At 40.2% G+C, this 12,716-nt stretch carries 18 protein-coding genes; 4 read left to right on the forward strand and 14 right to left on the reverse strand.

All coding sequences use genetic code 11. From position 1 onward, the window contains the following. The first annotated feature begins 2 nt into the window (after positions 1–2). Positions 3–329 carry a hypothetical protein gene (locus H153_RS0108680; RefSeq protein WP_022847734.1) on the forward strand — a complete coding sequence of 109 codons (327 nt, stop codon included), beginning with the start codon at positions 3–5 and terminating at the stop codon, positions 327–329. Here H153_RS0108680 and H153_RS09745 read toward each other — a convergent pair. The 8 genes from H153_RS09745 to amrB are packed head-to-tail and all read right to left on the reverse strand — an operon-like array spanning position 288 to position 5,735. Continuing rightward, entirely contained in the window at positions 288–638 is a 351-nt protein-coding gene (locus tag H153_RS09745; RefSeq protein WP_196799805.1) for a VanZ family protein, read from the reverse strand. The two genes, H153_RS0108680 and H153_RS09745, sit on opposite strands and share 42 nt — an antisense overlap. Further along, positions 625–2,193: a DNA repair protein RecN gene (locus tag H153_RS0108690; RefSeq protein WP_022847736.1), complete on the reverse strand. Its 1,569-nt coding sequence runs from the start codon at positions 2,191–2,193 to the stop codon at positions 625–627. The genes H153_RS09745 and H153_RS0108690 overlap by 14 nt, the downstream gene beginning before the upstream one ends. Continuing rightward, positions 2,193–2,786 (reverse strand): ribosome biogenesis GTP-binding protein YihA/YsxC, encoded by a 594-nt coding sequence (gene yihA, locus H153_RS0108695; RefSeq protein WP_022847737.1) that lies wholly within the window; start codon positions 2,784–2,786, stop codon positions 2,193–2,195. The genes H153_RS0108690 and yihA overlap by 1 nt, the downstream gene beginning before the upstream one ends. Then, a complete protein-coding gene (locus H153_RS0108700) occupies positions 2,783–3,349 on the reverse strand; it encodes a TlpA disulfide reductase family protein (RefSeq protein ID WP_022847738.1) in 567 nt (188 codons plus the stop codon). Before H153_RS0108700 ends, yihA begins: the two co-directional genes overlap by 4 nt. Continuing rightward, positions 3,346–4,278 carry a thioredoxin-disulfide reductase gene (trxB, locus tag H153_RS0108705; protein WP_022847739.1) on the reverse strand — a complete coding sequence of 311 codons (933 nt, stop codon included), beginning with the start codon at positions 4,276–4,278 and terminating at the stop codon, positions 3,346–3,348. The genes H153_RS0108700 and trxB overlap by 4 nt, the downstream gene beginning before the upstream one ends. After that, positions 4,278–4,607, reverse strand: coding sequence for a thioredoxin (trxA, locus tag H153_RS0108710; RefSeq protein ID WP_022847740.1), 330 nt, complete (start codon positions 4,605–4,607; stop codon positions 4,278–4,280). The genes trxB and trxA overlap by 1 nt, the downstream gene beginning before the upstream one ends. A gap of 4 nt (positions 4,608–4,611) precedes the next feature. After that, positions 4,612–4,890, reverse strand: coding sequence for a metalloregulator ArsR/SmtB family transcription factor (locus tag H153_RS0108715; protein ID WP_022847741.1), 279 nt, complete (start codon positions 4,888–4,890; stop codon positions 4,612–4,614). A gap of 44 nt (positions 4,891–4,934) precedes the next feature. Then, positions 4,935–5,735, reverse strand: coding sequence for an AmmeMemoRadiSam system protein B (gene amrB / locus H153_RS0108720; protein ID WP_022847742.1), 801 nt, complete (start codon positions 5,733–5,735; stop codon positions 4,935–4,937). A 118-nt stretch (positions 5,736–5,853) separates the two neighbouring features. On the opposite strand from amrB, the gene H153_RS0108725 reads away from it, so the two are divergent. After that, on the forward strand, positions 5,854–6,666 hold the full coding sequence (locus H153_RS0108725; protein ID WP_022847743.1) for a PD-(D/E)XK nuclease family protein: 813 nt from the start codon (positions 5,854–5,856) through the stop codon (positions 6,664–6,666). Positions 6,667–6,668: 2 nt separating this feature from the next. Continuing rightward, complete coding sequence (gene nfo, locus H153_RS0108730; RefSeq protein WP_022847744.1) at positions 6,669–7,508, forward strand: deoxyribonuclease IV; 840 nt, start codon at positions 6,669–6,671, stop codon at positions 7,506–7,508. Here nfo and H153_RS10020 read toward each other — a convergent pair. Both H153_RS10020 and H153_RS0108740 read right to left on the reverse strand, forming a co-directional pair. Next, positions 7,483–7,845, reverse strand: a complete 363-nt coding sequence (locus H153_RS10020) for a metalloregulator ArsR/SmtB family transcription factor (protein WP_022847745.1) — start codon at positions 7,843–7,845, stop codon at positions 7,483–7,485. The two genes, nfo and H153_RS10020, sit on opposite strands and share 26 nt — an antisense overlap. Before the next feature lie 12 nt (positions 7,846–7,857). Then, positions 7,858–8,226, reverse strand: a complete 369-nt coding sequence (locus H153_RS0108740; RefSeq protein ID WP_022847746.1) for a sulfurtransferase — start codon at positions 8,224–8,226, stop codon at positions 7,858–7,860. A 514-nt stretch (positions 8,227–8,740) separates the two neighbouring features. Between H153_RS0108740 and H153_RS10025 the strand changes: the two genes are divergently transcribed. Further along, a complete protein-coding gene (locus tag H153_RS10025) occupies positions 8,741–9,382 on the forward strand; it encodes a hypothetical protein (RefSeq protein ID WP_022847748.1) in 642 nt (213 codons plus the stop codon). On the opposite strand, the gene murC is transcribed toward H153_RS10025, so the two are convergent. The 4 genes from murC to H153_RS0108770 all read right to left on the reverse strand — a co-directional run bounded on the left by murC (position 9,345) and on the right by H153_RS0108770 (position 12,652). Beyond that, on the reverse strand, positions 9,345–10,733 hold the full coding sequence (murC, locus tag H153_RS0108755; RefSeq protein WP_022847749.1) for a UDP-N-acetylmuramate--L-alanine ligase: 1,389 nt from the start codon (positions 10,731–10,733) through the stop codon (positions 9,345–9,347). The genes H153_RS10025 and murC overlap by 38 nt on opposite strands. A gap of 62 nt (positions 10,734–10,795) precedes the next feature. After that, positions 10,796–11,248 carry a hypothetical protein gene (locus H153_RS0108760; protein ID WP_027720131.1) on the reverse strand — a complete coding sequence of 151 codons (453 nt, stop codon included), beginning with the start codon at positions 11,246–11,248 and terminating at the stop codon, positions 10,796–10,798. Further along, positions 11,202–11,594, reverse strand: coding sequence for a flagellar FliJ family protein (locus tag H153_RS0108765; protein ID WP_196799806.1), 393 nt, complete (start codon positions 11,592–11,594; stop codon positions 11,202–11,204). The genes H153_RS0108760 and H153_RS0108765 overlap by 47 nt, the downstream gene beginning before the upstream one ends. Positions 11,595–11,629: 35 nt before the next feature. Next, positions 11,630–12,652: a PilZ domain-containing protein gene (locus H153_RS0108770; RefSeq protein ID WP_022847752.1), complete on the reverse strand. Its 1,023-nt coding sequence runs from the start codon at positions 12,650–12,652 to the stop codon at positions 11,630–11,632. Positions 12,653–12,716: the final 64 nt, after the last annotated feature.

Here is a 12,716-nt window from a genome sequence, read left to right on the forward strand (position 1 = left end):
CAATGAGAAAGGCCGTTGAAGGCACATTAACCCTGTTTAGCCTCCTGCTCATAAGCGCTCACTTTCTAAGAGCCGGAAATCCACTGCTTTCCGCCGGCTATCTTGCCCTCTTTTTTCTATGGTTTTCAAAAAGCGCAACTGCAAGAAAGATTTTACAAACAGCGCTCCTTGTTGGAATAGGCATTTACACTTATACAGCTTATCAGTTAATCACGAAGCGCATCACTTACGGACTTCCCTACATGAAAACGGCTATAATTATGGCAGGTGTTAACGGATTTATCTTTTTAGCGTTTCTTGTCCTTACCTACCAGACAAAGAAGAGATGATGCAGCCGAAAACAACAGAAATCCAGCAGCTATACCGATTGTATCAGCAACAACGTCCTTCCAGTCACAGCACCTACCCGGGACAAAAAGCTGCGTAAGCTCTATAAAAACACCATAAGAAAAAAGTAATAAAAAAAGCCTGGCTCTATCAATCCAAAAACTGCCTAAAAGAGCAAGATAGAGAAAAGCAGCAATGTGATTAAGCTTATCGTTTGTAGGTGGAAGTGCCTGAACAGGAATGACGGAAAAAATGTAAATAGAGATAAGAGAAAAAATAAAGATACTTTTTACTTTCCTATCCAAGTTCACCTTTCCTATCCATAAGCTCCCGGGCAGCCTGAAGCGAACCTTCCGTCATTTCTCCTGCTATCATCCTGGCTATTTCCCTTTCCACATCTCCTTTCTCAAGAGGAAACACTGCTATCTCACCCTTTGGAGACTTCTCCACTTTGAAAACAGTATCGGCCATAGCAACAACTGCAGGCGAATGAGATACAGCTATAATCTGAACATTCCTTGAAATTTTAAGCAGTTTTTCCGCTACGCGAGAAAGAACCTTCCCCGACATACCGGCATCTATCTCATCAAAAACAAGAACATCGGAAGCCTTTCCACCTTCAGCAAGGATAGATAGGAGTAACCTTGAAAGTTCGCCGCCGGAAATCGAAACATCAACAGGTTGAAGCGGCATAGCTGGATTACCTGTAAATAGGAATGAAACTCTATCTTTCCCGGTAGATGAAAGGGGAACAGTTTCAAATTCTATTTTGAACCTCGCATTCTTAAGCTCAAGCTCTTTCAGGTGTTCTTTTATCCGTCTCTCAAGGCGTCCTGCCGCCTTCCTTCGTGATTTTGACAGCTCTTCTGCAAGTCTTTCAACCTTCTCCTTAGCTTCAAGATAAGATTTTTCTGCAGATTCTATCTTAAAATCAATGTTCTCAAGCTCCTCAAGCTCCGCCTTCGCTCTCTCATAAAATACTCTAACATCACCCCACGAAGGACCGTACTTTTCTTTAAGTTTTCTCATCTCGTAAAGTCTATCTTCTATTTCCTCAAGGGAGCTTTCCGTCTCCGGAATAGAAAGCCTCTTCTCAAGCTCAAAGACAAAACCCTCTATTCTATAATGGATATCCGAAAGCTCCTCAATTAAGTCTTCCACATCAAGCTCTTCTATCTCCCTCAAAACCCTCCCTATTTTACTGTGGGCAGAATCTTCTCCTTCATACAGTTCAGCACGGGAGAGGGCCATTACCTCTTTTATTTTTTCTGCCTTTGAAAGGATATCCACAAGCCTTGAAAGCTCGTTTTCTATCTCCTCTCCCCACTCAACACTCTCAAGCTCATTTATCTGAAATTTAAGAACATCAATCTTTCTCTTCTTCTCTGCCATACTCTCTTTAAGAGTTTCTAACCTCTCTTTAGCCTTTAAAAAAAGGGTATAAGCTGCCCTGTACTCTTCAAGCAAATCACTGTTACCTGCAAACTGATCCACAATCTTTAGTTGACGTGAAGGTTTCAAGAGGGTTATAGACTCATGCTGAGATTGAATGGTTATGAGAGGGGCTATGTTTTCTTTTACTAATTGCTGAGGAACGCGCCTACCGTTAAGGAAAAACCGGGTCCTACCGTTGACAATTTCACGACGGACAATTATCTCCTCTCCATCTCTCTCAAACACCGCCTCGACAACCGTCCCGTTAGAAATGGGAAGTTTTACCCTATCCCCTTTAAGAAAACCTACTGCACCAAGGAGGAGGGATTTTCCAGCCCCCGTTTCGCCAACGATAACGTTCAATCCATTATCAAAGATAAGCTCCGCCTCTTTTATCGTCGCAAAATTTCTAATTGAGAGTTCCGAAAGCATTACTGCTCCAGAAATTGTTCTATCTGCTTCAAAATCTCAACCCTTCCTTCCCGGGTTCTGGCAGAAAAGGGAATTACATTGACGCTGTCATCTATCCCCAACTTCTGTCTGATTCTCCTCTTTAGTGTAGCCCTTTCAGACTGCTTTTTTAACCTATCCACTTTCGTTGCAACAACACAGAAAGGAATTCCGTAATACTCAAGCCACTCCTTCATCATAATATCCTTGTCAGTAGGACCAACCTTTGAATCAACAAGCAGAAAAACTCCTTTTAATTTATCCCTTCCTGTAAGGTAGGATTCTATAAGCTCTTTCCAGCGCCGCTGTTCAGCTTTCGAAAGCCTGGCAAAACCGTAACCGGGAAGGTCAACGACAAAAAACCTATCATTAACAAAGTAAAAATTAACGGAACGCGTCTTACCGGGGGAAGAACTCACCTTTGCAAGGCGGTAATTCTTGACAATCGTATTAAGAAGGGAAGACTTGCCCACGTTGGAACGTCCGACAAAGGCAACCTCATTGTAGGGTGTATCTGGCAGGTCTTCCGGTTTAAAAACCGTTTTGTAAAGTTGTGCTTTCTTTACCGTTATCATCCGTGCAGTAGTTTATCTATGGCAGCTTTGTATTTTGCCTCATCACCGGGGGCAAAACCAACACCATAGTAGCAAACATCCCCGTTTTTATCTATGAAAAATGTCTGGGGAATTATATCACTTCCGGTAAAGTAGCCCGGATAATTCATCCAGGTTTTCTGGTCAACAACAACCACGGGATACTTAATTCCTTCCTCCTTAACAAACGCTTTTAGAGCTGGCGGCGGATTTCCCTCGTAATCAGTGTTCATTCCGATTACAACAACCTTTCCGCCATACTCTTCATAAAGTCTGTTAAGGACAGGAATTTCCCTTCTGCAGGTTGGACAAAATGTCCCAAAAAACTGAAGAACAACAACCTTTCCTTTAAAATCCGAAAGTCTTATCTTCTTACCGCTTACCGTTTGAAGCTCAAAGTTATAGCCAACAGCACACTTTGGTTTCTCAGGCTCTCGCGACTCTTTCTGAACAGCAGAATTTTCTTTAGAAACAGTCTTATTCTGACCACAACCGCCGATAAGGGCAGCCGCAAGAAGAAGACCGGCAGCTATTTTCTTTTTCATTTCTTCTCCTCTAAGTATCTTGATGCTGACATTGCCGCAACAGCCCCATCGGCTGCGGCAGTAATCACCTGCTTGAGCGGCTTTTTACGTGTATCACCGGCAGCAAAGAGGCCCGGCGTTGCCGTTTTCATCTCATCATCGGTAAGAATGTACCCTCTATCGTCAAGCTCAACAAGATGAGCTATAGGAGCTGTATTTGGTTCACTACCTATAAAAATGAATATACCATCAACTTTCTGCTCGCTCTTTTCCCCTGTAACTGTATCTTTAAGCGTAAGAGATTCAACAAATTGATCACCGTTAATAGATTCCACAACTTTATTTAAAACGGGCTTTATCTTTTCATTTGCCTTTACCCTTTCCTGAACAATCGGAACAGCACGGAACTTATCTCTCCTGTGAATGAGGTAAACCTTGTTTGCAAATTTCGTTAGAAAGAGTGCCTCCTCAAGTGCAGAATCTCCACCACCGACAACGGCGACATCTCTTCCTTTAAAAAGAGCACCATCACATACAGCACAGTATGAAACACCCCTTCCCAAAAATTCTGCTTCACCGGGAACGCCGAGTTTTCTTGGTGTAGAACCTGCAGCCCATATAACAGTCCTGGCCTTAACTTCACCACCAGATTCAAGCTTTAAAGTAAAAATGTCACCATCAATATCAACTTTATTGACGGAATAACCGCTCTCTATAACGGCTCCAAAGTTTTCAGCCTGCTTTTTCATCCTGTCGGAAAGCTCAAAACCGGCCATTGGCTCAGGAAAACCGGGGTAGTTCTCTATCATCTCGGTAATAAGAAGCTGCCCGCCGGGAAACATGGCATCAAGAACGAGCGTCTTAAGGTTACTCCTACCCGTATATATGGCAGAGGCCAGCCCCGCAGGACCGGCTCCGACTATCACAACATCCCAGAGTGTATCAAACATTACTCTTCCCCGATAAATCTTTCTATCGTCTGCTCAAAAACAGCCTTAGGTTGAAGACCTACCTTAACATCGGCGGGCTCACCATTAACAAAGAGCATAACCGTAGGAATACCTCTTATGCCGTACTGCATAGCAAGCATCGGAAGGTCATCCGTATTAACCTTGAAAACTTTAATCTTTCCTTCGTACTGATTTGCAAGCTCCTCTATTGTAGGTGCGAGCATCCTGCAAGGTCCACACCACGGTGCCCAAAAATCTACGAGAACCGGTACATCGGAAGCCAAAACTTCCCTTTCAAACTCTTCAATTGTCTGGATTTCTCTTGCCATCTAACTATTCCTCCTCTTTAAGTATTTGTAAGATTTGTATTACTCTATCATCTTTAATTCTGTAGCACGTTCTAACACCCTCTTTTTTGTAGCAGATAACGCCCGCATTTTTTAAAACATTAATATGCTGAGAAGCCGTGGGCTGAGGGATACCAAGCTCCTCCCATATTTCCTTAACACACTTCTCACCGCCCGCCAGATACTCTACAATCTGAAGCCTCGTAGGATGAGAAAGTGCTTTTAAAAGTTCAGCTATCTCCTGATAGTCCACCTTCGTTTCCAATGTTTCTCTCCTTCTCAATTGGATTATGAGAATTGATTATACCATTAATATATGATTAATCCACCATAGCTGACAACCTCTCTGTAATTTCCTGTAACATCACCGGATGTTCTGTACATTACAAGTTCTGCCGCCGTAGCGCCAAGTAGCTTTGCCGCGATAAGACCTACTGTTGCCGGAACAACACCACACATGGATATGTCATAAGTAACAACCCTGGTGTAGAGTTCGTAAGGGTTGAGGTCTAAAATGGCATCTATGGCAAGTTTATCCATCTCCTTCGCCTTCTCCTGAGTAACGTAGTGGGAAAAATCAGAGCTTATAACTATTAAACCATCTTTATCGGAAAGAGACTCAGCCAAAATCTTTCCGGCCTGCTCACACACATCATAGCTTATGAAGCTAAAAACGATAGGTACAATGGAAAGCGTTTCTCTAAACCCGGAACAGTACTGGAGAAATGGAAGCTGAACTTCAAGCGAATGTTCGTATATGTGAGCATTAACATCAGGTTCGTAAGGTGGATACTTCACAAGCTTTTTCGATACTTCGCTGTTTACGGGAACCTCACCAAACGGCGTAACCCAGATACCGTCCGGGAAAACAGACACCCTCCTGCCAAATCCTGTGTGATTTGGCCCAAGCAGAACATTTAAATCGGGAATCTCCACCCTGCTATAAGTTGCACCGGCAACCCGACCAGAATAGATATATCCTGCATGCGGAACGATTACTGCTTTTGCCTTAATTTTTGGTGCAGGTTCACACATAGAATCAAGCATCATTTTTAAATCCTCAGGTGACGCCGGATAAAACTGCCCTGCAACCGCCGGATAACGAACCATCCCATTCCCCCTGAAATGAAGTTTTTTCCAAAGCACTTCCTCTAAATTTAAATATAACCCTTCTCAAAACAGGTTTTACAACAGAACTTGAATCTATTAAAATGGTAGAATAACCGTTATGAAAGCCAAAATTAATGAGAATATATACATAGACATAAAACATCTACGGCCGTGGTCTTTCTCAAAAATTCAAAAAGCAAAAAGGTGCGCCTACGATTTCTATTGGACCTATGTGGAAAAACAGGAACCGGCAGAACGGGCAGATTTTTTCATTCTTGGAAGCGGCGTTCACTATATACTTGAAAATGCCATAAATACCGTTTTCAAAAGGCAAAAACCTCTCAACTACAACGTGTTAAAGTACTTCTTCGAACAGTTCAAGCAGAAAGAGCCTTCAATAGAGTATGAAAGGGTAAAACCGTTCATGCCTAAAATCTTAAACTACGTGAACGGACAACTAAGGAGGCTGGGGAAAATTCACTTCTTCCATTCAGAAGTAGAACTTTGCATAAACAGGGAATTTGTACCGGCCGGTTTTAACGGACAAGAGGCTTTCATAAGGGGAAAACTTGACTTTGTATTTGCCCAGGACGATACCCTCTACATTGTTGACCATAAAACAAACAGAAGCAGAGAATTCTCAAAAAGAATGAAAACACAGCTACGCTGGTACGCACTTTTAGCAAAGGCTAAATATCCCGAATTTAAAAAGCTTGCCCTCGAAGTTCACAACGTTCGTTACGGATTTGTCAAAAGAGTAATTTTTACAGATACTGACATTCTCCATTTTAAGCTTAGATTGGTACCCATCATAGAGATGGTTGAGGAAGAGTTTTTCGGAAAGAGTTTTGCAGATCTGACACCATCACCATCATCAACAAACTGTAGGTGGTGTGACTTTAGACACATCTGTCCGGCTAAAAAGGAGTAAGCATGAAGTTTGTAGGTGCCCACGTCAGTACTGCCGGAGGCGTTTCAAACGCACCATTAAACGCCATGAAAATAGGAGCAAAGGCGTTCGCTCTGTTTACAAAAAATCAGCGGCAGTGGAAAGCAAAACCGATATCTGAAGAAGAGGTTGAACGTTTCAGAGAAAACCTTGCTAAAGCGGGCATAAAAACAGATCACGTTCTTCCTCACGACAGTTATCTTATAAACTTAGGCCACCCTGTAAAAGAAAAACGGGAAAAATCTATTAATGCATTCATAGACGAAGTCAAAAGATGCGAAATTTTAGGATTAAAGTATCTCAACTTCCACCCTGGAAGCCATCTCCGTCAGATTTCAGAAACGGAATGTATAAGATTAATAGCCAATTCCATAAACCGGACACTTGAAGCAACACAGAACGTAACGCTGGTACTTGAAAACACCGCCGGACAGGGAAGCAATGTTGGATACAGATTTGAACATCTTGCAGAAATAATTGATCTTGTCGAAGACAAAACAAGAATCGGCGTCTGTCTTGATACCTGCCATCTGTTTGCGGCAGGCTACGACTTAAGAACAGAAGATACCTTTAATGAAACGATGAAAAAGTTCGATTCTATCGTTGGATTTCACTTCCTTAAAGGTATGCACCTGAATGATGCCAAATCACAGTTTGGCAGCAGAGTCGACAGGCACCACTCTATTGGAAAAGGAAACTTAGGAATTGAACCGTTCAGGTTTATAATGAGAGACAATAGGTTCAATAATATTCCATTAATACTTGAAACGATAGACCCGGCGCTATGGCCGGAAGAGATTAGACTCCTGTATTCGTTTGCTTAGAACAAATTTCATCAACATCATGTATAGAATTCAGGTGTTTTCTGTCTCTTTTTGTTATTTCCCAATCTTCACCTATATCCTTTAAAAACTCAAGGAGTTTTTCTACATCTTTATTGGGTGGCGAAGATAAAGAGTAAAGAATCTTTACCCCTTCTCTCTTATCTTCAACAAGATGAAACCTTTTAAGAACAGAAAGATGAGTCGAAACAGTAGCCATCGAAATACCCAGGACCCGGGCTATTTCACAAACATAGGCAGACCTTTCCTGTAGCATCTTCACTATCCGCAGCCTGTTCGGTTCTCCTAAAATCTTCATGGCTTCAGCAAACTCTCTCACTCCTCCTCTCCTTTAAAACAGTTTTTTTATGAAACCCGGCTTTATAAAGCCGGCGAACTGCTCTATAGTAGCCGCCAGGATTTTCACATTATCAAAACCTTTATTTAAAAGATAAAAGTAAACTATGGAAGCTTTTATTTTTCCAGCACAGAAGAGACACACCATCTTATCTCCTGGAATTTCATTAACTCTATCGGGGATCTCGTGAACAGGAATATTAAGACCAAAAGAGAAGGAAAGCAGTTCAGTCTCCCTTCTATCCCTTACATCAAGAAGAATTGCTTTGTCTTTCTTCCATAACTCAAAGAATTTTTCTGCAGAAATTTTATGTTTTCCCGAAGCCCAGAAATCAAAGTCCATACTTTTTAAAAGATTTTCCATAACTACCTCCTCTCTTTTTAATTTTATTATTGCTTATCTATTAATGCAAGTTTCATTAAATAAATTTCTTATTGTAAATGATTTTCCTTTAAATCTCCGGGTGTTGTTACTGGCTTTTTCAGCGTCATACAGCAAATAAACTTGTTTTAATAAAAATTTTCTTCATGCATTTCTATAAATTTCCGGACATTCTTCTTTTCACATCTCTCTAATATCCTGCTGACAGACACCTTAAGAGGCTCACTCTTTCGTCTTTCATGACCCATCTTTCTCATTAAACTGCAAAATTCTTCAAGGACTGTTCTTGCGGTTTTAATAAATATGACGAAAATAAACATTATTAAAATCAATAAGACAAAACAAACGACATAAAATTTTCTGAAGATTGTTTTATTAGCAAATACTAATTTTGTAAGTGCGACCAACTTTCCGCGTAATTTTCCTTCAATACCTCTAAACAGCTTTCAACAATTTGGTATTATTGTTAAAAACAACCTGCTCGGAGAAAATAAAGATGGAAAACGTTAATGCTATTGAAATAATAAAAATGTCATGGCAGGTAACAAAGAAAAAGTTTGGTATTATAATAAAAATTCTAAGTATCTACTTTTTAATTGTCTTTGCACTCCAGATGCTAACCGCAATCCTGGCAAAGCTCCACCTTTATCTTGCAGGTGACGTTATAGGATTTCTATTTGTCGATTTGCTCAGCGGCGGCTTAATCTATACAATGATAAAGCTGGTAAGAGAAGAAACCGCCGAAGTAATGGACCTTTTTATTATGTTCGAAGATATGAACTTAGGAGCAAACTTTGTAATAATGAGTGTCCTTAAAATTATTATCTTAGCGATTGCCTTTACACTTTTAATAATACCCGGAATATACCTTTCTGTAGGTTACATCTTTGCGCAATACCTTCTCATCGACAGGCGACTTTCACCATGGGAAGCTCTTGAAACAAGCAGAAAAACTGTCCACAAGCACTGGTTTCGGTATTTTATATTCGTCAACCTTATCATCCTTTTAAATGTTATAGGTGCCCTGTTCTTTTTGATTGGACTGATTGTGACAGTACCCCTGTCCATCGTTGCCTTTGTTGAACTTTACGAAAGAACGTTTAGCGGGAAGAGCCTTCTAAAATCTTCTTCTCCTTGAGGTGCTTTAAAATTTTTTCCCCGGCAAGATAGACATCACCGGCACCAAGGGTTAATAGAACCGTATTAGACTTTAAAAGTGGAAGGATATGAAAAACCGCTTCGTCCACACTTCCTACATACGTCCCACCACAAAAGCGTGCAAGCTTTTCCGCCGAAACTGATTCTATGGGCATTTCACCGGCAGGATATATATCAACGAGAAAGAGGTTATCTATCCTGCTTAAAACATCAGCAAACTCATTCCACAAAAGTTTTGTCCTTGTGTAACGATGAGGCTGAAAGAGAACCAGAATATCCCTATCAGGGTAGGCATCCTTTATACCTTTATACGTATTTTCTATCTCTGTCGGATGGTGACCATAATCATCAATCACAACAACACCAGCCTCCTCGCCTTTAATCTCGGCTCTCCTCTTCGCGTTCTTAAAGGTGGAAAGACTTTCTGCTATCTCGTTAAAAGAAATCCCCGCCTCAAGAGAAACACCCACAGCTGCAAGAGCATTCAGAACATTGTGCTTACCCGGAATAGGAAGGTGAATTTTTCCTTCCAATCTACCTTTAAACAGAACTTCGAACTCTACAGAAAGCCCTTCCTGTTTCACGTTGCAAGCACAGAGATCAAATTCTTTAGAAAAACCGTAAACGATTTTTCTTTTATAGATAAAGGGCAAAATCTCTCTAACATTTTCACACTCACCACATAAAAAAACTTTCCCGTAAAAGGAGACTCTATTTGCAAATTCTGCAAAGGAATGCTTTATGGTTTCAATGTTCTTATAAAAATCAAGATGATCCGCATCTATGTTTGTTACAACACTGACTGACGGAAGTACTTTTAAAAAAGTTCCATCACTTTCATCTGTTTCAGCAATCATCACCCTGCTTTTCCCATAATACGCATTGGTGAAACCTAAAAAATCAAGCTTTCCACCAACCAAAATCGTAGGCTCAACACCAGCATCATAGAAAATTTTAGAAATCATAGAGCTTGTTGTTGTTTTCCCGTGAGTCCCGGCAACAGCTATTCCCTCTCTGAATCTCATAAGTTCCGAAAGGGCGTCACACCTCGGAATAACTGGAATTCCTCTCTCAAGAGCTGCTACTATCTCAGGATTTGAGCGCTTCACAGCAGAAGTATGAATAACAACATCCGCCCCTTCAACGTTCTCCTTTTTATGACCAATGAAAACCTTTATTCCTTCCCTTTCAAGGAACTTTGTTGTTTCACTCTCTCTTATATCTGAACCGGTTACATAATAACCTTCTTTTTTGAAGAGATATGCAAGGCCGGAAATACCAATCCCGCCTATACCTATAAAATGAACATGCTTTACAGAAAACTTAAACATGAATCTTCTCCAGAGAAAAATAACAGACTTAATTATACACGGTAGGTGTTTATTTAAAAAGATTAACCACCTTTTTGCTTCTTCACCTCTGCCATTATCCTGACAATCTCGTTAACCTTATCAGGTCTAACATAATTCAAAATCTGACCTGCGTATCTCTCCTTCATGTTCAAAAATATATAAGCTGCCTCCGTCATATTATCCATGGCAGAAATTTTCTGTCCGGCAAGTTCTGGATCCATCTTGGAAAAAATCTTTGCTAACCTTTTGTAACGCTCATTCTGAATGGACTTAAGTTCTTCTTCAAAAGCTTTCTTCTCTTCCGCTAACTTTTTTCTTTCTTCTTCTATTTTCTTCAATATAGACTCATTCTTTTGAATAAGTTTTTGTACCTCTTCTCTAAGAGCAGTTAAACGTTTAATCTCCTTTTGAAGTTCAACCTTTTCCGCCTCCTGAGAAAAGGCAGGATTAATCATTAAAAGAAGAATCACTAAAACGCCTGCTAAATATCTCATCGGCAAGTCTCCCTTCCTGAATCAGCTCTTCTTTCCTTCTTTCTCTTTCCAGTTTCATTATAAACTTTTCAACCGCCTTTTTCTCACCGTGCAGAACAGCAAGTTCTCTCTTTAAATTTTCTGCCTCCTTAAGTAAAGAAGACCTCTCTTCCTCTTTTTTCTTTATTTCTTCAAGAACATAGTGGCAATAAATGTTCTTTTCAAAAATTTCAGCGACCGTTCTGCCTCTCTGCATGTCAAACTTTAACCTATCGTAAATCCTATTTAACGATTCAACTTCTTTTAAAAGTGCATCGATACGGTCAAAAACCTGTCTGAGCTTATATTCCTTCTTTTTTATAACCAAATCACGCTGTTTAATAAATAGAGAAAGTGCCTTCATTATCTTTTTCTAACAAAGAGTTCCGCCAATTTTTTCTGTTCTTTCTTAACAAACCTTAAAATAGCTTGCTGTTCTGTGTCTTTTATATCTACAAATTGAACGCCAAGACACAAAACCTTTTCCCTTAAATCCTCATTAACAACACTCCCCTTTAAAGAAAAATGCTTCCCTTCAAGGAAAAATTCAAGCTTAACCTCAGAGAGAATCGAAACAGATGGCTTCTTTTTGCCGTAGGGTAAACAAACCCTTGCTCCACCGCCACTTATATCTTTTAATCTACCTTCATACCATTCCCAACCACCGTCTGTTGATACGCCAAATTTACACAAAATATCAACCTCAACTCTCGCAAAGTTCCTCCTCTGATACCTTTGCAGGGAGAAGGTATGGGGAACCTTTATGATAATTCTGTCCCCTTCCTTATAAACTTCTTCCACGGGAACAACAAACTTATATATAGCATCGGCCTTTCTTATAAAAACGAAAGTTACTTCATCACCAGTCTTTATCCTATTCATAGGAAAAGGGTCTGTAAATGCCCAATACATATACCTCTCGTCTTTATCAAAAAGTGCCACATCCGCAGAATAACCATCCGCAAGTTCCACACGCGCCGGTTGAAAAAGCTCTATATCTTTCGTTGAAACAAGTGGAACAAAGAAAGGAACAGCATCAAACCCAAGCTTTTCTCTCATAGATCTTACAATCTCTTCATCAGCATCAGGTGCAGTGTGAAGATAAAAATCAACCACCTTCTCGAATGCAACTTTAAACTCAAGGGTTAAAAAGGGATCTCTCCCCTCTTTTACAGAATATTCCCAGAGAATTTCCGCTTCTTTCTCCGAAAGCCCTTTATCCATAGCCTCTTTAAAAAAAGAAGCCCTATAACGTCTCTTCTCAAAAAACTTCTTAACTACAGCAACTGTGAAGAGAAACAGAGCAAAAACAAGAATCAGCAGAATAAAAACAATAACATAAGAAGTTGATGCAACTGGAAGCCTCAGATAGTTAAAATAACGCATTTCCCTTTCCTTTCAGGATTTTTAGCATTTTAAATTGTATCAAAAATCCACGGCCAGAATTTTA

The organism is Desulfurobacterium sp. TC5-1, from assembly GCF_000421485.1.
Lineage (GTDB): Bacteria > Aquificota > Aquificia > Desulfurobacteriales > Desulfurobacteriaceae > Desulfurobacterium_A.

Excerpts from the sequence above, each read along its gene's own strand:
- H153_RS0108725 (WP_022847743.1), top strand. The coding sequence starts at position 5,854 with ATGAAAGCCAAAATTAATGAGAATATATACATAGACATAAAACATCTA.
- trxA (WP_022847740.1), bottom strand. The coding sequence starts at position 4,607 with ATGGCAAGAGAAATCCAGACAATTGAAGAGTTTGAAAGGGAAGTTTTG.
- murC (WP_022847749.1), bottom strand. The coding sequence starts at position 10,733 with ATGTTTAAGTTTTCTGTAAAGCATGTTCATTTTATAGGTATAGGCGGG.
- H153_RS0108680 (WP_022847734.1), top strand. The coding sequence starts at position 3 with ATGAGAAAGGCCGTTGAAGGCACATTAACCCTGTTTAGCCTCCTGCTC.
- H153_RS0108700 (WP_022847738.1), bottom strand. The coding sequence starts at position 3,349 with ATGAAAAAGAAAATAGCTGCCGGTCTTCTTCTTGCGGCTGCCCTTATC.
- yihA (WP_022847737.1), bottom strand. The coding sequence starts at position 2,786 with ATGATAACGGTAAAGAAAGCACAACTTTACAAAACGGTTTTTAAACCG.
- nfo (WP_022847744.1), top strand. The coding sequence starts at position 6,669 with ATGAAGTTTGTAGGTGCCCACGTCAGTACTGCCGGAGGCGTTTCAAAC.
- H153_RS10025 (WP_022847748.1), top strand. The coding sequence starts at position 8,741 with ATGGAAAACGTTAATGCTATTGAAATAATAAAAATGTCATGGCAGGTA.
- trxB (WP_022847739.1), bottom strand. The coding sequence starts at position 4,278 with ATGTTTGATACACTCTGGGATGTTGTGATAGTCGGAGCCGGTCCTGCG.
- H153_RS0108770 (WP_022847752.1), bottom strand. The coding sequence starts at position 12,652 with ATGCGTTATTTTAACTATCTGAGGCTTCCAGTTGCATCAACTTCTTAT.
- H153_RS0108690 (WP_022847736.1), bottom strand. The coding sequence starts at position 2,193 with ATGCTTTCGGAACTCTCAATTAGAAATTTTGCGACGATAAAAGAGGCG.
- amrB (WP_022847742.1), bottom strand. The coding sequence starts at position 5,735 with ATGGTTCGTTATCCGGCGGTTGCAGGGCAGTTTTATCCGGCGTCACCT.
- H153_RS0108740 (WP_022847746.1), bottom strand. The coding sequence starts at position 8,226 with ATGGAAAATCTTTTAAAAAGTATGGACTTTGATTTCTGGGCTTCGGGA.
- H153_RS0108760 (WP_027720131.1), bottom strand. The coding sequence starts at position 11,248 with ATGAGATATTTAGCAGGCGTTTTAGTGATTCTTCTTTTAATGATTAAT.